16 protein-coding genes are annotated in these 16973 nt (G+C 60.5%); 10 read left to right on the plus strand and 6 right to left on the minus strand.

Annotation, left to right across the window (positions count from 1 at the left end; translation table 11 throughout):
• Positions 1-95: 95 nt before the first annotated feature.
• Entirely contained in the window at positions 96-1385 is a 1290-nt protein-coding gene (gene hisS / locus CD351_RS01020; RefSeq protein ID WP_111990902.1) for a histidine--tRNA ligase, read from the minus strand.
• A 98-nt stretch (positions 1386-1483) separates the two neighbouring features.
• Here hisS and ppa point away from each other — a divergent pair, with 98 nt between their 5' ends.
• Positions 1484-2011 carry an inorganic diphosphatase gene (gene ppa, locus CD351_RS01025; protein WP_111990903.1) on the plus strand — a complete coding sequence of 176 codons (528 nt, stop codon included), beginning with the start codon at positions 1484-1486 and terminating at the stop codon, positions 2009-2011.
• A 13-nt stretch (positions 2012-2024) separates the two neighbouring features.
• Here ppa and CD351_RS01030 read toward each other — a convergent pair whose 3' ends face one another.
• Positions 2025-3401 (minus strand): mechanosensitive ion channel family protein, encoded by a 1377-nt coding sequence (locus tag CD351_RS01030; RefSeq protein ID WP_234027179.1) that lies wholly within the window; start codon positions 3399-3401, stop codon positions 2025-2027.
• Positions 3402-3478: 77 nt separating this feature from the next.
• Positions 3479-3850, minus strand: a complete 372-nt coding sequence (locus tag CD351_RS01035; RefSeq protein WP_111990904.1) for a hypothetical protein — start codon at positions 3848-3850, stop codon at positions 3479-3481.
• A gap of 194 nt (positions 3851-4044) precedes the next feature.
• Between CD351_RS01035 and lptB the strand changes: the two genes are divergently transcribed.
• The 3 genes from lptB (at position 4045) to ctrA (ending at position 7254) form a co-directional block, all read left to right on the plus strand.
• On the plus strand, positions 4045-4845 hold the full coding sequence (gene lptB / locus CD351_RS01040) for an LPS export ABC transporter ATP-binding protein (protein ID WP_111990905.1): 801 nt from the start codon (positions 4045-4047) through the stop codon (positions 4843-4845).
• Positions 4846-4856: 11 nt separating this feature from the next.
• Positions 4857-6350, plus strand: a complete 1494-nt coding sequence (gene rpoN, locus CD351_RS01045) for an RNA polymerase factor sigma-54 (protein ID WP_111993518.1) — start codon at positions 4857-4859, stop codon at positions 6348-6350.
• A gap of 208 nt (positions 6351-6558) precedes the next feature.
• Positions 6559-7254: a response regulator transcription factor CtrA gene (gene ctrA, locus CD351_RS01050; RefSeq protein ID WP_007165505.1), complete on the plus strand. Its 696-nt coding sequence runs from the start codon at positions 6559-6561 to the stop codon at positions 7252-7254.
• 64 nt (positions 7255-7318) lie between these two features.
• On the opposite strand, the gene CD351_RS01055 is transcribed toward ctrA, so the two are convergent.
• Positions 7319-8527 (minus strand): mechanosensitive ion channel family protein, encoded by a 1209-nt coding sequence (locus tag CD351_RS01055; protein WP_111990906.1) that lies wholly within the window; start codon positions 8525-8527, stop codon positions 7319-7321.
• A 121-nt stretch (positions 8528-8648) separates the two neighbouring features.
• On the opposite strand from CD351_RS01055, the gene CD351_RS01060 reads away from it, so the two are divergent.
• The 4 genes from CD351_RS01060 (at position 8649) to CD351_RS01075 (ending at position 10892) form a co-directional block, all read left to right on the plus strand.
• On the plus strand, positions 8649-9350 hold the full coding sequence (locus CD351_RS01060; RefSeq protein ID WP_111990907.1) for a tRNA (guanosine(46)-N(7))-methyltransferase TrmB: 702 nt from the start codon (positions 8649-8651) through the stop codon (positions 9348-9350).
• A gap of 33 nt (positions 9351-9383) precedes the next feature.
• Positions 9384-10094 (plus strand): DUF3592 domain-containing protein, encoded by a 711-nt coding sequence (locus CD351_RS01065; RefSeq protein ID WP_111990908.1) that lies wholly within the window; start codon positions 9384-9386, stop codon positions 10092-10094.
• A gap of 7 nt (positions 10095-10101) precedes the next feature.
• Positions 10102-10266: a DUF917 family protein gene (locus CD351_RS01070; protein WP_199797896.1), complete on the plus strand. Its 165-nt coding sequence runs from the start codon at positions 10102-10104 to the stop codon at positions 10264-10266.
• 125 nt (positions 10267-10391) lie between these two features.
• Positions 10392-10892, plus strand: a complete 501-nt coding sequence (locus CD351_RS01075) for a ferritin-like domain-containing protein (protein WP_111990910.1) — start codon at positions 10392-10394, stop codon at positions 10890-10892.
• Positions 10893-10984: 92 nt separating this feature from the next.
• Here CD351_RS01075 and CD351_RS01080 read toward each other — a convergent pair whose 3' ends face one another.
• Entirely contained in the window at positions 10985-13246 is a 2262-nt protein-coding gene (locus CD351_RS01080) for an NADP-dependent malic enzyme (RefSeq protein ID WP_111990911.1), read from the minus strand.
• A 209-nt stretch (positions 13247-13455) separates the two neighbouring features.
• On the opposite strand from CD351_RS01080, the gene mutS reads away from it, so the two are divergent.
• Together mutS and CD351_RS01090 are read left to right on the plus strand one after the other, a co-directional pair.
• Positions 13456-16050, plus strand: a complete 2595-nt coding sequence (mutS, locus tag CD351_RS01085; protein WP_111990912.1) for a DNA mismatch repair protein MutS — start codon at positions 13456-13458, stop codon at positions 16048-16050.
• Positions 16051-16098: 48 nt separating this feature from the next.
• Positions 16099-16563 carry a hypothetical protein gene (locus CD351_RS01090; protein ID WP_111990913.1) on the plus strand — a complete coding sequence of 155 codons (465 nt, stop codon included), beginning with the start codon at positions 16099-16101 and terminating at the stop codon, positions 16561-16563.
• 53 nt (positions 16564-16616) lie between these two features.
• Here CD351_RS01090 and CD351_RS01095 read toward each other — a convergent pair whose 3' ends face one another.
• Complete coding sequence (locus CD351_RS01095) at positions 16617-16928, minus strand: hypothetical protein (RefSeq protein ID WP_111990914.1); 312 nt, start codon at positions 16926-16928, stop codon at positions 16617-16619.
• Positions 16929-16973: the final 45 nt, after the last annotated feature.

A 16973-nucleotide genomic window follows, 5' to 3' on the forward strand; every position in this document is an offset into this window, starting at 1 on the left:
CTCGTCATCCCGGCCCCCGAGCCGGGATCCCACTTCTTTCGAGCGCTTGGCCAGAAGTCAGCTGGACCCCGGATCAAGTCCGGGGTGACGGGCAATTATCCCTCCCTCAATTCCTGTTTGACGAATTTAGGGAGGACACGCGACTTGACTGCATCGTAGATTTCACTGCTTCGAGTTGTTTGATCAAAATACTTCAGTGTAGCTTCCAACTGCTCTCCTCTCGAACCCAACACCAAGATTGTCCGAGGCTCCATCTTTCGGGCCTTATCGAACCGTTTCTTCAGTGAACCGGTAGAGACTATCTCTGAGAAAAGGTCGTTCCTTCGTAGTTCCGCCAGAATGCCGTCTGAAATTTCGTTCCAGCGCTCATCCTCGACCACCATAATTACATCCGCAGGCTCTTCGGCCTTTTCCCCCACCAACATCGCCAGCCGCTCGATCCCGGCGGCCCAGCCCACGGCAGGCGTTGCAGGGCCGCCGAGCGATTCCATCAGCCCGTCATAACGCCCGCCACCCAGCACCGTGCTCTGCGCGCCGAGTGCGGTCGCCGCTGCCGAACCCTCGTCCGGGATGAACTCGAACGCGGTGTGGCGATAATAGTCGAGCCCGCGCACGAGGCTTGTCGCACGCGTCCACTTTACACCCGCCGCATCCAGCCCGCTCGTGACCGCATCGAAGAACGCCAGCGCATCGTCCGACAGGAAAGCGTCGATCTTGGGAGCATCGGCCACAAAGGCCCGGTCGCGCGGGTCCTTGCTGTCGAGAATACGCAGCGGGTTTTTCTCAAGCCGCTCCTGCGAATCTTCGGAAAGCTCGCCCTTCACTGCGCCGAAATACTCGATCAGCCCGGCCCGCCACGCATCGCGGCTTTCCGCATCGCCCAGCGTGTTGAGGTGCAATGCCACGCCCTCAATGCCCAGTTCCTTCAGCAGCTGATCCGCCATTGCGAGCAGCTCGACATCCGCCTGCGGCTCGGCGGCGCCGATGATCTCGGCATCAATCTGGTGGAACTGGCGATAGCGGCCCTTCTGCGGGCGCTCATAGCGGAACAGCGGTCCGTGGGTTGCAACCTTTAAGGGCGCGTGCTGCTGCCAGCCGTTTGTGAGAAAGGCGCGCGAGATGCCCGCGGTGAACTCAGGCCGCAGCGTCAGCGAATCGCCGCCGCGATCCTCGAAGGAATACATCTCTTTCGAGACAACATCGGTCGTCTCGCCGATGGCGCGGCTGAAAACCTCTGTTTTCTCGAAAACCGGCATTTCAACCCGGCGAAAGCGATACAGCTTGCGCACGCGTTCGAATGTCTCGACCACGAAAGCGAAGGCCTCCGCGTCCGCACCGAAAATGTCCTGTGTGCCGCGAATGGCTTTAGGGGTATTCTTGCTCATGAGCGCGCAACTAGGCGAAGGTCGAACTTGCCGCAATATCGCAACGGCGCTAACGGCGCGGGCTATCAGTTCCTCTCCTACGCAAAATCGAGAAAATCATGCGCATCGACAACATCCCGACAGGCGACAATCCCCCCGAAAGCCTCAATGTCATCATCGAAGTGCCCACCGGCGGCGAACCGGTGAAGTATGAATTCGACAAGGCCTCGGGCGCGCTGTTCGTTGACCGCATTTTGCACACCCCGATGCGCTACCCCGCCAATTATGGCTTCGTGCCGCACACGCTTTCGCCCGATGGCGACCCGCTCGATGCGCTGGTCATCGCGCGCTCGCCCTTTATTCCGGGATGCGTGGTGAAGGCCCGCCCGATTGGCGTGCTGAACCTCGAAGACGAGCATGGCGGGGATGAAAAGCTGGTCTGCGTGCCGGTCGACACGACCTTCCCCTACTATTCGGATGTCGGCGAAACGAAGGACCTGCCCTCGATCATCATGCAGCAGATCGAGCACTTCTTCACCCACTACAAGGATCTGGAAGCCGAGAAGTGGGTGCGCGTCGGCAAATGGGGCGACCGCGCCGAAGCACGCCAGATCGTGATCGAAGCGATCGAACGCGCGAAGAAATAAGCTTCAAGCCTGTTCACTCCACAGGGCGCGATGTGTCGAGCAGGTCTTTTGCCTGCTCGTCGTCGCTGCGGCGTTCTGCCTCGACCAGCTCGCTGATTTCGCTTTCGGGCCGGACGTCCTCTTGCGTGTCCGCCTTGGCTCGCGGCTTGTCGGCAGGCTTGGCCTCTGTGACGCTGGCCGAGCGACCGATAGGCAGCGGGTCCGTGCGCCCGTCGAAGCGCAGGCGGTAAATCGGTTCGGGCAAGGCAAAACCGGCGTCCTCAAGCGCGTCCTTCACTGCGGCGATGGCGAGGCTGCGCGATTTGAACCAGTCGGCCTCGCGCTGATCGATCCAGCCCAGGAACAGGATCGCAATGTTCGAATCGCCGACATTGCTGATCCGGGCGGCAGGCGCGGGGTCGCTCAGCACGAAGCCGAGCGAGCGCAGCACCTCGCCTCCCAGCTTCATCGCGGCGCGCGGATCGTCATCGGCATCGATCCCGAGCTCGAAATCGAAGCGGCGCTGAGGGTTGCGGGTGTAGTTGAGGATGACCGCCTTGAAGACCTGCGCATTGGGGATGCGCAGGTGGTTGCCCTCAAGCGTCATCAGCACAGTGGCGCGGCTGGTGAGGCGGATGACGCGGCCTTCGAGGTCGTCGATCAGGACGTGGTCGTTGGGCCGAAAGGGCTGGCGCAGGCTGAGCATGAGGCTCGCGACGTAATTCTCGATCGTGTCGCGCATCGCAAAGCCGAGTGCGATGCCGACCACACCTGCCCCGCCCAGCACCGCTCCCAGAAGCGCGCCCGCACCCAGCATGTCGAGCGCTATGACAACCCCGCCAACCGCGAAGACGAACCGGATTGCGCTGCGGATAAGCTCGCCGAGAAAGGCGTTGGGCGCGATCCTGTCCCAGATGAAACCCAGGCCGGCGATCAAATAGCCGAGCGTCCCGATCGCAAGCGCCACCGCCAGCGCCACCAGGAACAATGGCAGTCCTGCGAAAGCTCCCTCGATCAGTTCGGACGCTTTGCCAAGGATCGAGAGATTCTGTTCGACCGACAAATCGCGCTCGATACCGTTCTCGACCGTCACCACGCCTGATACGCGTCCAGCGATCGCTTCCGCGCGCGCGATGGTGTCCGCGTCTGGCAGCGTACCCGAAAGCGAAACGACGCCTTCGCTGACTTCGACCTCGACCGTCTCGAATGCGGGGAGTTCGCCGAAAATCCCCTCGATCCGCTCGGCGATGCGCTCATCATCGCCCTCTTCGGGCGCCTGTTCGATAAGCGGGGTCGGCGCCGCGGCCTCGGCCGGTTCGGTCCCTCCCGCATCGCCCGAAGGCAAGAGCGCATAGGCCGGAGAGGCGAGCGCGATCAGCGCCACCGCCATCAAAATGCGGATGAAATTCACAGAGCTCGTCTCCTTGCAGTCCAAGGAGAAACCGACCGAAGGGCAACCCTGTTCCCGCGAAGGTGCGGGAAGATGGCTCACATGAGCGTGAAGATCGCCTTGAACAAAGCTGTCAGCGCAACGGGGAGAAGGATTGCAAGCGCCCAAAGGCCGATCACGTCGCGCCTGAACGCGGCGGCGTAGCTTTCGTCGGCTGCCTGCTCATCGCTGAGATCGGTCCAGCGGCGTTCAAACCAGCGGCATGCCGGAATGATGGCAGCGACCAGAATGACGAGGGCGAGATAGGGCACGATCGAGGGGAGCCCGTCGCTCATCGCCTTGACCGTCATGAAGATCTGGAGACCGGTATACACCAGCAAAGCCCAGGCGACGTGGTCGCTCATGGATTTGCGCCAATCGCGTAGTCGCTGATCCGCGCGTGCTTCGGCTCCGTGTAGAATATCGTTCATAGGTCCGCTCCCCAACGGTGTGTTTATGCGCGGAGTATTCCAAAGAGTCGCGCAAGGATCAAGCTTTGTAACCATACTGCAACGTCGCAGGGCGGCGTTTGCGTGCCGTTGAAAGCAAAAATCTTGCCAAAACGGGCGCAAAAGCGCCGCCTCTCCCTTTTCTCGCGGCGCGAGGGTGCTATCACCCCAACCATATGAGCATATCTCCCACTTTCGACGAGGCCGCGCAGGCCGCTGGAACTGATAAGGTAGACGCCAGTGCCCCGCTTCCCAATGGCGGGCTGGAAGTCATTTCGATCGCCAAAAGCTATGACAAGCGCGCCGTTCTGACCGACATTTCGCTGACCGTCGGAAAAGGAGAGGTGCTTGGCCTCCTTGGCCCCAATGGTGCGGGCAAGACGACCTGTTTCTATTCGATCATGGGTCTGGTGAAGCCCGATTCGGGCCGGATCCTGATGGACGGCGAGGATGTAACCAACCTGCCGATGTACAGGCGTGCGATCCTCGGGCTCGGCTATCTGCCGCAGGAAACCAGCATCTTTCGCGGCATGACGGTTGAGCAGAATATCAATTGCGTGCTCGAAATGGTCGAACCCGATGCGTCGACCCGCAGGGATGAGCTTGAGCGACTGCTCAGCGAATTTGGCCTCACGCGGCTGCGCGAGAGTCCCGCAATGGCGCTGTCCGGCGGTGAGCGGCGTCGCTGCGAGATTGCCCGCGCGCTGGCGGCCAAGCCCTCGATCATGCTGCTCGATGAACCTTTTGCCGGGATCGACCCGCTTTCGATCAGCGACATCCGCGATCTTGTGAAAGACCTCAAGAGCCGCGGCATCGGCGTGCTGATCACCGACCACAATGTGCGCGAGACGCTCGATATCGTCGACCGAGCCTGCATCATCTATGGCGGACAGGTCCTGTTCGCAGGCACTCCGCAAGAACTCGTAGCGGACGAAAACGTGAAGCGCCTTTACCTCGGCGAGAACTTCACGCTTTAGGGATGCGTTCGATGGCCCTGGGTCCGCGCCTCGATCTTCGACAGTCACAACAGCTGGTCATGACGCCGCAGCTGCAGCAGGCGATCAAGCTGCTGGCGGCCTCGAACCTCGAAATCGAGAGCTTCATCGGCGAGGCGCTCGAAAGCAATCCGCTGCTCGAAGCCGGCGCGACATCGCGCGAGGATACCGGAGCCTCAAGCGATGCTGACGACATCCCGAGAGAGGAATTCACTTCCGATCAGCTGATGGCGCAGGGCCAAGGCGAAAGCGAAGCCCCACTCGACATCGATGTAAGCGCCATCGACCGGGACCGCGACACGGGCGACGGCGCGCGCATGTCGGATGCCGAATGGGGAGCGAGCGGCGGCTCCGGCATGGGTGCAGACGACCTTCCCGGAATTGAGGCCAGCAAAGCCGCCAAATTGTCGCTCACCGAACACCTATATGCGCAGATCGGAGCGCTCGCCTGCAACGATCAGGAGGCATTCGTCGCCCGGCACATTGCGGGCTTGCTCGATGATGCAGGGTACCTTCCGGTCAGCCTGCGCGAAATCGCGCAGGACCTCAGTGTGGACATGGACTGCGCGGAAGACGCGCTTGAAGTGATCCAGATGTGCGATCCCACAGGCGTGGGTGCGCGCGACCTTGCGGAATGCCTTCGCCTTCAGGCCAAGGAGGCAGACCGGCTCGATCCGTGCATGGAAGCGCTGCTCGATAATCTCGACCTTGTCGCCAAGGGCGAAGTCGCCCGGCTCAAGCGGCTTTGCCAGGTCGATGATGAAGATTTCTCCGATATGCTGCGTGAACTGCGCGAATATGATCCCAAGCCGGGCCTCGCCTTTGCGCCGGCAAGCGATGAAGCCGTCGTGCCCGACGTGCTGGTCACCCGCGCCGAAGGGGGCGGTTGGGACATCAAGCTCAACGAGGCGACGCTGCCGCGACTGGTGGTCAATCGCAGCTATTACGTCGAGATTGAAAGCGGGTCGCCCGGGGCCGAAACGCAAAGCTGGCTCAAGGAAAAGCTTGCCGATGCGCACTGGCTCATCCGCGCACTCGACCAGAGGCAGAAGACGATCCTGAAAACCGCAGCGCAGATCGTGAAGCAGCAGGAAGGCTTTTTCCTGCACGGCGTGTCCGAACTGCGCCCGCTGACCTTGCGCGAGGTCGCCGAGGAAATCGATATGCACGAAAGCACCGTCAGCCGCGTGACGAGCAACAAGTACCTGCATTGCGAGCGCGGCAGCTTCGAACTCAAATACTTCTTCTCCAGCGGGGTGGCGAGCGCGGACGGCGAAGGTGCGAGCGCCGAGGCGATCAAGGCGCGCATCAAGGCGCTGACCGATGCAGAGGACCCAAAGAAAGTGCTGTCCGATCAGAAGCTCGCAGACATGCTGAACGAAGAAGGCTTCGAGCTCGCCCGGCGCACGGTCGCCAAATATCGCGAGGCGATCGGTATCGGTTCGAGCGCGCAAAGACGCCGCGCAAAGAAGCTTGCCGGCATCTAGATATTGCTCCGATCCGGGCCGGTTTGCCCTTAATCCTCGCGCCTAAGCCCCTGTTACCAAAAAGACTCAGCAAGTTTTCGGTAACCCATTTACGACGCGTTAACCTTTTCCGTTCAGATGTTGTGTGGTTAATAGAGGGCAACACCTCTTAGCGAGGCGTTACCGCGCGACACGATGTCCGCCATTAGGGGCAATTAGGGGACGTATAATGCGAGTGCTGCTGATCGAAGACGAGCCGACAACCGCAAAGGCTATCGAGCTCATGCTGACGACCGAAGGCTTCAATGTCTATTCGACCGACCTGGGCGAAGAGGGCCTCGATCTGGGCAAGCTGTATGACTACGACATCATCCTGCTCGACCTGAACCTGCCGGACATGCACGGTTACGACGTGCTCAAGAAGCTGCGTGTCGCCAAGGTGCAGACGCCGGTTCTGATTCTCTCGGGCATTGCCGAAATGGATAGCAAGATCCGCTCGTTCGGCTTCGGTGCCGACGATTACGTGACCAAGCCCTTCCACCGCGAAGAGCTGGTCGCGCGCATTCACGCCGTTGTCCGTCGTTCGAAGGGCCACAGCCAGTCGGTCATTCGCACCGGCAAGCTCGCCGTGAACCTCGATGCGAAAACGGTCGAAGTCGACAGCGCCCGCGTCCACCTCACCGGCAAGGAGTATGCGATGCTTGAGCTGCTCAGCTTGCGCAAGGGCACGACGCTGACCAAGGAAATGTTCCTAAACCACCTTTATGGCGGCATGGACGAACCCGAACTCAAGATCATCGACGTCTTCATCTGCAAGCTGCGCAAGAAACTCAGCCACGCATGCGGCGGTGAAAATTACATCGAAACCGTCTGGGGCCGCGGTTATGTGCTGCGTGATCCGCAGGACGAGGCCGAAGCCGCTTAATCTTCTGGTACACCGTAAACGAAACGCCCGGGGCTTCGTGCCTCGGGCGTTTTGTTTTGTGCGATCAGCGCGTCAGAGCCTCGTCAAAATCGCGGCCCGTCGGCTCCTGAAACAGTCTCAGGTCGAACTCGGGCAGGATCGCGACGAGGTGGTCGAAAATGTCTGCCTGAATGCCTTCGTAGACGCCCCATGAGGTTGTGTCGGTGAAGCAGTAGATTTCCAGTGGAAGACCTTGCGGACCGGGAGGCAGCTGGCGCACCATCAGCGTGAACTTGTCGCTGATGCGCGGGTGCCATTCGAGATAGGCGACGATGTAGGCTCGCAGCGTACCGATATTGGTCAGGCGGCGTGCATTGACCGGCGCATCCTCCCCGGCAAGCTCTTTCGCGTTCCACTCCGCGATCTCCTGGTGCTTGGCGGTAAGGTGATCCTTGAGCATCTTGAATTTCTTGAGATCGATCACTTCCTCATCGCTCAGGAATCGAACCGAATTCTGATCGATTGCGATGGAGCGCTTGATCCGCCGTCCACCGCTCTCGCTCATCCCTCGCCAGTTCTGGTAGCTGTCAGAGACCAGCCGGTGGGTCGGGATCGTGACGATGGTCTTGTCGAAATTCTGGACCTTCACCGTGTGAAGCGAGATGTCGATCACGTCGCCATCCGCGCCCATGCTGGGCATCGTGATCCAGTCTCCCACGCGCAGCATATCGTTGGTAGTCAGCTGAACGCTCGCGACGAGGCTGAGGATCGTGTCCTTGAATACCAGGAGCAGCACCGCCGTCACCGCGCCGAGACCGGAGAGGAGCAGCAGCGGAGATTCGTCGATCAGGACGGAAATGAGGATAATCGCCGCACCACACAGCACGAGAATCTTCACGACCTGAACAAACCCCTTGATCGGGCGGTTCCTCGAGCGGGGTAGGCGCTCATACAGCTCGTTGGCGTAGGTCAGGCCCTTCACGATCGCCATCGCGACCGAAATCACGATCAGCGCCTGCGCGGAATTGCGGACCAGAGTGTAGACCTCGTCAGGCAGGTTCGGGACCAGCGCAATCCCGCGCGAGATAATCAGCAGCGGCGCCGCGGTGGCGATCCAGGCTGCCGCCTTGTCGATCGTCCTGGTATTTCGGTCGAGATAAGGCGCGGCGATGCGCAGGATGACGTGCTTGAGGAGATAGTTCACCAGCAGCGCCGCCGTGAACAGAAGCGTTAGGCCCAGTAAAGACTGAAGCCACAGCGGCTGAGCGTAGAATGTATCGAGAAGCTGTTCCATTAGCCCGCGCGATATAGGCATGTTGCAGAACCCCTCAAGGCCCAGTCTTCGAGCGGTGCGGTCTCGGAAGGCTGGAAATTGGGCTGGACAAGCGGCCACCCGCCCGATTAGCGAGCGCGCCATGACCGCATTCAAGGAAGGCGACCCCACCACTCTCAGCCGTCTCTACGGCCGCAGCGTCGGCAAGCCGCTGCGTGCAAAGCAGCAGGCGCTCGTAGACAAGCTGCTGCCCCAGATCAGCGTGCCGGACGAAGGCCCGGTGACCGCGCAGTCGCTGTTTGGTGAGGATTGCCCGCTTCATTTCGAGATCGGCTTTGGCGGGGGCGAGCATATGGCTTACCGCGCGGATCTCCTGCCCAATCACGGCTTCATCGGCGCCGAGCCTTTTCTGAATGGCGTGGCGCAGGCGCTGAGCCATGTTGACGAAGCCCGGCTTGCCAATGTGCGCATCCATCACGGCGATGCAATCGAGGTTCTGAAGCGCATTCCCGATGGCGCGCTGACGATGGCCTATCTTCTGCATCCCGATCCATGGCCCAAGAACAAACATGCCAAGCGTCGCATGATGAACGATGGCCCCGTTCGCCTGATCGCCGACAAGATCAAGCCGGGCGGTGAATTCCGTTTCGGTACCGATCATCCGGTCTATGTCCGTCATGCGCTGATGGTCATGCAGCGCTTCACCGACGAATTCGAATGGGTCGCGACCAGCCCGAACAGCTGGCAGGAGCGCCCGTCGGGCTGGTGCGAAACGCGCTATGAACAAAAGGCCCGCGAGGTGTTCGGACACGAGGTCTGGTATTTTCGGTTCCGGCGACGTTAAGCTGGTCCGGCAGCGGCACAGGGGTCACAGATCATGGGTTCGATCGGATGGTGGATAGGGGGCATATTCACGCCAATCGGCCTACTTTTTGCAGCCATTGGCTTCAGCTTTCTCGCGAGTGACCGGGAGCTAGCCACTGCGGGAGTGAGAACAACAGGCGTCGTTATCGAGAACATCAAGAGCCGCGACAGCGATGGTGATCTATTGTATTCACCGGTTGTCGCCTTTCACGATGTCTCGGGTGTCAGGCACATCTATCAAAGTTCCACGAAAACCAACTGGTCTGACTACTCTCGCGGTGAGACCGTCGAACTCATCTACAATCCAGATGATCCGACGGACGCCGTGATCAATAGTGTGATGGATCGGTTTTTCCTCCCGTCGATGTTTGCAGGTCTCGGCAGCATTTTCGCGCTCATTGGTGCTGGCTTTCTCTCGGTGAACCTAAAACGGAAGTTGGAAGTAGCGAAGCTCAAACGCTCAAACCTGAGGCTCGAAGCGGAATTTGTGAAATGCGTGAGAGATACGAAAATTGATATCAATGGCCGACACCCGTTTCGCGTTCATGCACGCGGAAAGCATCCGCGAACGGGACGATTGGCTCGCTTCGAAAGCGCGCCCATCTGGCTCGACCTGACCGATCAACTGAGTGGAAGGACCGTCCCCGTTCTGGTGGACGCACGCACCTCGAAAAAGCATTATGTGCAACTGGATGAGTGGGTGTCTGGCAAGGAATGGGCGTAGAAATGGCATGCACAACTTTGGCGACGAAATTGGCCAGCGTGTCGCCGTACTTGGTTTCCGGTGCGATCCCCTTTGGCGAACCGGTGCCGGGCTTGAGGTCTTCAACCCGCGCTACTTCGGATACGACCTCGACTTCGTTCCGATAGAAACGCTGACCGAGCGACTGGCTTAACGGTTTGGCTCAAGCGAATCCCGGCTAAACTTATGTGACGGAATTCTAACAGGTTTTCTTGGAACGATTGGCGGGCTGATTGATAGGTAAGATGAAACCCCCGTCAACCAAGGAGTACCCCGCTCATGACTATCAGGACTCTCAAAGACCTTTACATCGACCAGCTGCAAGACCTCTACAGCGCCGACAAGCAATCGCTCGACGCGACGAAGAAGCTGCACGAAAAGGCAAGTTCCGAAGAACTGCGCGCCGCCCTCGAAGATGGCACGTGCGGCATTTCGACCGGCATGGAAAAGGTCAAGGGCCTGATCCAGAACCACGATGCCAACCCCAATGGCGAACACTGCAAGGGCATGGAAGGCCTGGTGAAAGAAGCCAAGGCCCACGCCATCAACGCCGACATTGATGACAAGGACGTGCTCGATGCATCGATCATCACGCAGTATCAGCGCATGACCCATTATGGTCTTGCAGGCTACGGAACCGCCGTCGCGTTTGCGAAGCGTCTCGGCCTCGAAGAAGACGCCAAGGTTCTGCAGGAGTGCCTCGACAACACCTATGATGGTGATCGTCGCATGACCTCGATCGCAACGGGCGGCGTAAACGCCGAAGCAAAGGCCGCGTGAAAACCGCGACTGGTCGTATCTAACTGACCTGACGAAAAAGGGCCCGAGGATTATTCCTCGGGCCTTTTTTCGTGCGCATCGGGTACGCTGGATTACCCGACGATCCCCGCACTCGACAGCACCGCGAGCGTGAGCAGGTCGGGCGCTGCGGCGGTCATCGGCACGATCTGCACCGGCTTTTCCATCCCGATCAGCATCGGCCCCACGGTGGTGTTCGCGCCAAGCTCGCGCAGCAGCTTTGCCGACAGATTCGCAGATTGAAGCCCCGGCATGATCAGCACGTTGGCCGGGCCTGACAGGCGGCTGAAGGGATAAAGGCCCATTACCTTGTCGTTAAGCGCGGCATCTGGCGCCATCTCGCCTTCATATTCGAAATCACATCCATCGCGGTCAAGGATCGCAACCGCATCGCGGATATTGCCGAGCCACTGGCCCGACGGATTGCCGAAAGTCGAATAGGAGAGAAAGGCAACGCGCGGCTCGTGCCCCATGCGCCGGGCCACAGCTGCGGTTTCCTTGGCGATATAGGCCAGCTCCTCGCTCGAGGGGCGCTCGTTGATGGTCGTATCGGCGAGGAACGTCGTGTGGTTCTTGCCGATCATCATGTGGATTCCGAATGCAAGCGCATCGGCTTTCTTGTCGAGCACCAGCCCAACTTCGCGCATCGTTTGCGCATAGGTGCGCGTGACGCCTGAAATCATGCCATCGCCATGGCCAAGCGCGACAAGCAGCGCAGCGAATACGTTACGCTCCTGATTGACCATCCGGCGCACGTCGCGCTGCGTGTAGCCGCGACGCTGGAGGCGTTGATACAGGAAGTCGACCATCGCCGGAACGTGCTCGCTGTCGGCTGAGTTCTGGATCTCGAACCCGCCGGGATCGGACACGGAAAGCTGGTGCAACTTGTCGAGCACGGCCTTCGTCCGGCCCACGAGGATCGGCGTACCGTAGCCGAAATCGCGGTACTGGATCGCGGCGCGCAGGACGACTTCTTCCTCGGCCTCTGCAAAGACCATCCGCTTGGGATTGGACTTGGCCTCGTTGTAGACGCCGGTAAGGACAGATGTCGTGGGATTGAGGCGCGAGCGCAGCGAGAGGCCATAGGCCTCGAAGTCGTCGATGCTTGACTGGGCGACGCCCGAATCCATCGCAGCCTTGGCAACCGCAGATGAAACCACCTCGATCAGACGCGGATCGAACGGAGCCGGAATGATGTAGTCGGTTCCGAATTTCTGGTTCTTGCCATAGGCGCTCGCCACTTCCTCAGGCACACGTTCGCGCGCAAGTTCGGCAATCGCCGTGGCGGCGGCGACCTTCATTTCCTCGTTGATCGTCGTCGCCTGAACGTCGAGCGCGCCGCGGAAGATGAACGGGAAACCAAGGACATTGTTGACCTGGTTCGGGAAGTCGCTGCGCCCGGTTGCGATGATGGCGTCTGGACGCACGGCCTTGGCCTCGTCCGGCATGATTTCCGGTACCGGGTTTGCCATTGCGAAGATAATGGGCTTGTCAGCCATCTTCGCAACCCATTCTGGCTTGAGTGCGCCAGCCGCCGACAGACCGAGGAAGATATCTGCGCCTATCAGCGCTTCTTCCAGCGTCGTCGCGTCGGTTTCGACAGCATGTGCGCTCTTCCACTGGTCGACCCCGTCACGGCCCGGCGTGATCGGACCGGAGCGATCGCACATGATCACGTTTTCGTGACGAACGCCCATCGCCTTGATGAGAGCGGTACAGGCAATGGCCGCAGCACCTGCGCCGTTCACCACGACCTTCACGTCTTCAATCTTGCGGTCGGTCAGGTAACAGGCGTTGAGCAGCCCAGCCGCCGTGATGATCGCTGTGCCGTGCTGGTCATCGTGCATGACCGGAATGTTCATCCGCTCGCGCAGCGCCTGCTCGATGATGAAGCATTCGGGGGCCTTGATGTCTTCGAGGTTGATGCCGCCAAAGCTCGGCTCCATCAGCGCAACCGCGTTGATAAAGGCTTCGGGGTCTTCGGTGTCGAGTTCGATATCGATCGAATCGACGTCGGCGAAGCGTTTGAACAACACCGCCTTGCCTTCCATCACCGGCTTTGAGGCAAGCGCCCCGAGGTTTCCGAGACCCAGGATCGCAGAGCCGTTCGAGATAACCGCAACCAGGTTGGCCTTGGCGGTATAGCGCGCTGCAAGCTTGGGATCTTCGGCAATGGCTTCCACCGGGACCGCGACACCGGGCGAATAAGCGAGGCTCAGATCGCGCTGCGAGGTCATCGGCTTGGTCGCGACGATCTCGATCTTACCGGGCCGGCCGGTCTCGTGATAAAATAGCGCCTCGCGACTGGTAAAGCCGCCCTTGGGTGCATCAGCCATTATCGAAGTCCCCCCTCCAAATTCCACCAAATTTCATGTTGCGCATGACTTAGCTTCCTTGCGTGACAGATGATAGGCCCAATGCGTCACCTGCAACTGCGCGATCTGCAAGTGCGCAATGGATAAGTGCGCGGGGACGACTCCCGAATCGGCAGCGCTCTCGCTAACCCGTAACAATGGCCCGATCCGATGCGTCCAAACCCACTCCGATGATGGAGCAATACCTCGCGCTCAAGCGCGAGGCGGGCGGGTCGCTGCTGTTCTACAGAATGGGCGATTTTTTCGAGCTGTTCTTCGACGATGCAAAGATTGCCGCAAACATCCTCGACATCGCGCTGACGTCGCGCGGCGAGCATGATGGCGCGCCGGTCGCCATGTGCGGTGTCCCCGTACATTCGGCGGAAGGGTATCTTGCGCGCCTGATCAGGGCAGGACAGCGGGTCGCGATTGCTGAGCAGGTAGAAACGCCGGACGAGGCCAAGGCGCGCGCCAAGCGTGAGGGCAAACCTTCATCCAAGGCGCTCGTCGCCCGCGATATCGTGCGTTTCGTGACCGCAGGGACGTTGACCGAAGAGGCTTTGCTCAATCCTCGCGCGGCCAACCTGCTTGTCGCATTGGCCGAGGTGCGCGGCACTATCGGATTGGCAGCCTGCGACATATCGACCGGCTCGATGACGCTCGAGGAATGCGCACCGGACATGCTTGGAGCAGAGCTGGCGCGGTTGGGGGCGACCGAAGTGGTCGTGCCGGAGGGCTGGGAGTATGGGCCCGAGGATGCAAGCTTCCATGCCCGCAGCGCGTTCTCCAGCGATGGCGGTGCTGAAGCGCTGACGAAGGTCCACGGTGTTTCGACCCTAGATGGCTTCGGTGATTTCTCGCGCGCGATGTTGGCGGCGGCGGGTGGATTGATTGGCTACCTTGACCATGTGGGTCGCGGCACCCTGCCGCTCCTGCTGCCGCCGGTCCTGCGTGACAATCGTGCCGGCATGATCATGGACGAGGCCACTCGCGGCAGCCTCGAAATACTCGAAAGCCAGAACGGCGCGCGTGCGGGCAGCCTGGTCGCTGCGCTTGATCGCTGCTCGACCGGAGCCGGATCGAGGCTGCTTGCACAGGACCTGTCCGCACCGCTGCTCGACAAGACTGCCATCGAGGATCGCCTTGCGCTCGTGCAATTCTGGCGCGATCGACCGATCGAGCGTGCAAACCTGCGCGATGCGCTGCGTGCGCTGCCTGATATCGGGCGTGCTCTGGGGCGCTTGGTTGCCGGTCGCGGGAGCCCTCGCGATCTTGGCCAGATCCGTGACGGGCTCAGCGAAGCATGGCGGCTTTACGACTGGCTGTCGCGTGAGAATGACCGCCCCGCCCTGCTCGAAACGCTTGTGCCCCAGCTTGCAGGCCACGGCGCGCTAACCGATTCGTTGTCGCGGGCGCTGGTCCCATCGCCCCCGACAGGACGCTCGAACGGTGGCTTTATCGCCGAGGACTACGACGCTGGCCTCGATGAATTGCGCGAAGTGTCAGGCAACGCCCGGCGCGCCATCGCGGCGATGGAAGCGCGCTACCGCGACGAAACCGGCATCGCCTCGCTCAAGATCAAGCATAACGGCGTGCTCGGCTATTTCATCGAAGTGCCCAGCCGCCATGGCGATGCATTGATGGCGCCGGACAGCGGCTTCACCCATCGCCAGACGATGAAAGGTGCCGTGCGGTTCAATTCGCTGTCCCTGCACGAAGAAGCTTCGCGTATTTCCGAGGCGGGCGGGCGAGCGCTTGCTGCCGAAGAGGCGCATTTCGAGGAGCTGGTGAGTTCCGTAGTCGAAGCTCGCGAAGCCATTGCTGCTACCGCAGCGGCGCTAGCCAGGATCGACGTCAGCGCGTCCAATGCCGAGCGAGCGAGCGAGGGCGATTGGTGCCGTCCCGAGATTACGAAGGATGACGCTCTCACGATCGAGGCAGGCCGTCACCCGGTCGTCGAAGCCGCGCTTGCAAAGGCGGGCGACCGCTTCGTCGCGAATGATTGCAGCCTCAGCGCAGATGATCGCCTGTGGTTGATCGGCGGCCCGAACATGGGCGGCAAGTCGACTTTCCTGCGCCAGAATGCACTGATCGTCCTGATGGCGCAGGCGGGCTGTTTCGTTCCTGCATCTTCAGCGCGGATCGGATTGGTTGATCGCTTGTTCAGCCGCGTGGGGGCATCCGATAATCTTGCGCGCGGGCGCTCGACATTCATGGTCGAAATGGTCGAAACCGCAGCGATCCTCAGCCAGGCGACACAGCGCAGTTTCGTGATCCTCGATGAAGTGGGACGCGGCACATCGACCTATGACGGGCTGGCCCTTGCATGGGCCGTGGTCGAAGCGGTGCATTCGCGTATCGCCTGCCGCTGCCTGTTTGCCACGCATTATCACGAACTCTCTCGTCTAGCAGAAAGTTGTGAGAGCCTGTCGCTGCACCATGTGCGCGCGCGCGAATGGAAGGGTGATCTGGTTCTTCTCCATGAGCTTGCCGAAGGGCCGGCAGACAGATCCTATGGCCTCGCGGTCGCGAAACTTGCCGGCGTGCCCAAGGACGTGGTCGCGCGGGCGAAAGCGGTGCTGGAAAAACTGGAACGTTCTCGCGAGGAGACCGGCGGGCTTGCCGCCGGGCTGGGAGAGCTACCGCTGTTCGCCGCAGCAATGCCCGAACCGCAATCGACACCCGAAGACGTGCTTGCGACCAAGCTGCGTGAGACGGATCTCGATGCGCTCTCACCGCGCGATGCGCTGGATTTGCTCTACGATCTCAAGCGCTCGCTCGACTGATCGGGTTTCTACCAAACCTTAACCCTGATGCGATAAGCAGAACGGGCTATGTCGAATAACATTCTTGCAAACCCAAAGCGCGCGCTCGCTTTTGTTGGTGTTGTCGCCGCAATCGGCGTGGTGCTCTCGCTCGGAGCGGGATCCTTCGTTGCCCCTTCCGGACCGAACCAATACGAACGCGCCGCTGCCGAACGCGAGGCGCAGACAGAGACAGAAAAACCCGCACAGGACGTGGCTGTCAGCGGGTGGTCGGATGAGGAATTGTCTGACGACTGGAGCGCAGGCCCGAACGCAGATGCGCAGGGCTCAAACGGTTTTGCCCAAGCACCAAGCGAACTCGGCTTCGATTTCGGCGAATACGAACCAGACGCCAGCGGCAGCTCTTCATCGGGCGGCGAGTTTGCCAGGGGCAGGGGCGGCAGCGAAAGCGGCCCCAATGCCAATGCGAGAGAGTTTCGCGCACCCAAGACTGCCATCGGGGACCAGGTTCCCCAGCCCATCGACGGCTTTTAAGTAAATACCAGCGCGCTGCACATGCAACCACGCCGGTTTTTCATGATCAAAGTTCAGTCGTAGTACTTGTCGACGTTGTCGTCATGGTTCGGCTCACCGGCAAAAGCACCATTGTCGATGCGGCCGGTATCTTCCATCTCGCGCATCTGGTCGATCATGTCGGTTTCGCTGCCTGCGACATTATCAACGCCGGGAGATGCCACTTTCAGGCTTTCGGTTGCACCGGCATTTTGAGCGTGCTCTTTCGCCTGCATGGCGATTTCCTGCGCCTGGCTGCGATGATCGTCCTGCTCGTCATTGTGCATTTCGGGGGCGAGCGAAGACATGCGTTCTTCCTGGCTAAGCGGCTTGGTCGTGTCAGTCATGGGACTACTCCTTCCCCAATCTAACAGACAGGAGCCGCCAATAGT

It is taken from the genome of Erythrobacter sp. KY5 (assembly GCF_003264115.1).
GTDB lineage: Bacteria > Pseudomonadota > Alphaproteobacteria > Sphingomonadales > Sphingomonadaceae > Erythrobacter.

What these genes read in the sequence shown, in the direction of transcription:
- hisS (WP_111990902.1), bottom strand. Translation starts at nt 1,385, where the DNA reads ATGAGCAAGAATACCCCTAAAGCCATTCGCGGCACACAGGACATTTTC.
- ppa (WP_111990903.1), top strand. Translation starts at nt 1,484, where the DNA reads ATGCGCATCGACAACATCCCGACAGGCGACAATCCCCCCGAAAGCCTC.
- CD351_RS01035 (WP_111990904.1), bottom strand. Translation starts at nt 3,850, where the DNA reads ATGAACGATATTCTACACGGAGCCGAAGCACGCGCGGATCAGCGACTA.
- lptB (WP_111990905.1), top strand. Translation starts at nt 4,045, where the DNA reads ATGAGCATATCTCCCACTTTCGACGAGGCCGCGCAGGCCGCTGGAACT.
- rpoN (WP_111993518.1), top strand. Translation starts at nt 4,857, where the DNA reads ATGGCCCTGGGTCCGCGCCTCGATCTTCGACAGTCACAACAGCTGGTC.
- ctrA (WP_007165505.1), top strand. Translation starts at nt 6,559, where the DNA reads ATGCGAGTGCTGCTGATCGAAGACGAGCCGACAACCGCAAAGGCTATC.
- CD351_RS01055 (WP_111990906.1), bottom strand. Translation starts at nt 8,527, where the DNA reads ATGGAACAGCTTCTCGATACATTCTACGCTCAGCCGCTGTGGCTTCAG.
- CD351_RS01060 (WP_111990907.1), top strand. Translation starts at nt 8,649, where the DNA reads ATGACCGCATTCAAGGAAGGCGACCCCACCACTCTCAGCCGTCTCTAC.
- CD351_RS01065 (WP_111990908.1), top strand. Translation starts at nt 9,384, where the DNA reads ATGGGTTCGATCGGATGGTGGATAGGGGGCATATTCACGCCAATCGGC.
- CD351_RS01070 (WP_199797896.1), top strand. Translation starts at nt 10,102, where the DNA reads ATGCACAACTTTGGCGACGAAATTGGCCAGCGTGTCGCCGTACTTGGT.
- CD351_RS01075 (WP_111990910.1), top strand. Translation starts at nt 10,392, where the DNA reads ATGACTATCAGGACTCTCAAAGACCTTTACATCGACCAGCTGCAAGAC.
- CD351_RS01080 (WP_111990911.1), bottom strand. Translation starts at nt 13,246, where the DNA reads ATGGCTGATGCACCCAAGGGCGGCTTTACCAGTCGCGAGGCGCTATTT.
- mutS (WP_111990912.1), top strand. Translation starts at nt 13,456, where the DNA reads ATGATGGAGCAATACCTCGCGCTCAAGCGCGAGGCGGGCGGGTCGCTG.
- CD351_RS01090 (WP_111990913.1), top strand. Translation starts at nt 16,099, where the DNA reads ATGTCGAATAACATTCTTGCAAACCCAAAGCGCGCGCTCGCTTTTGTT.
- CD351_RS01095 (WP_111990914.1), bottom strand. Translation starts at nt 16,928, where the DNA reads ATGACTGACACGACCAAGCCGCTTAGCCAGGAAGAACGCATGTCTTCG.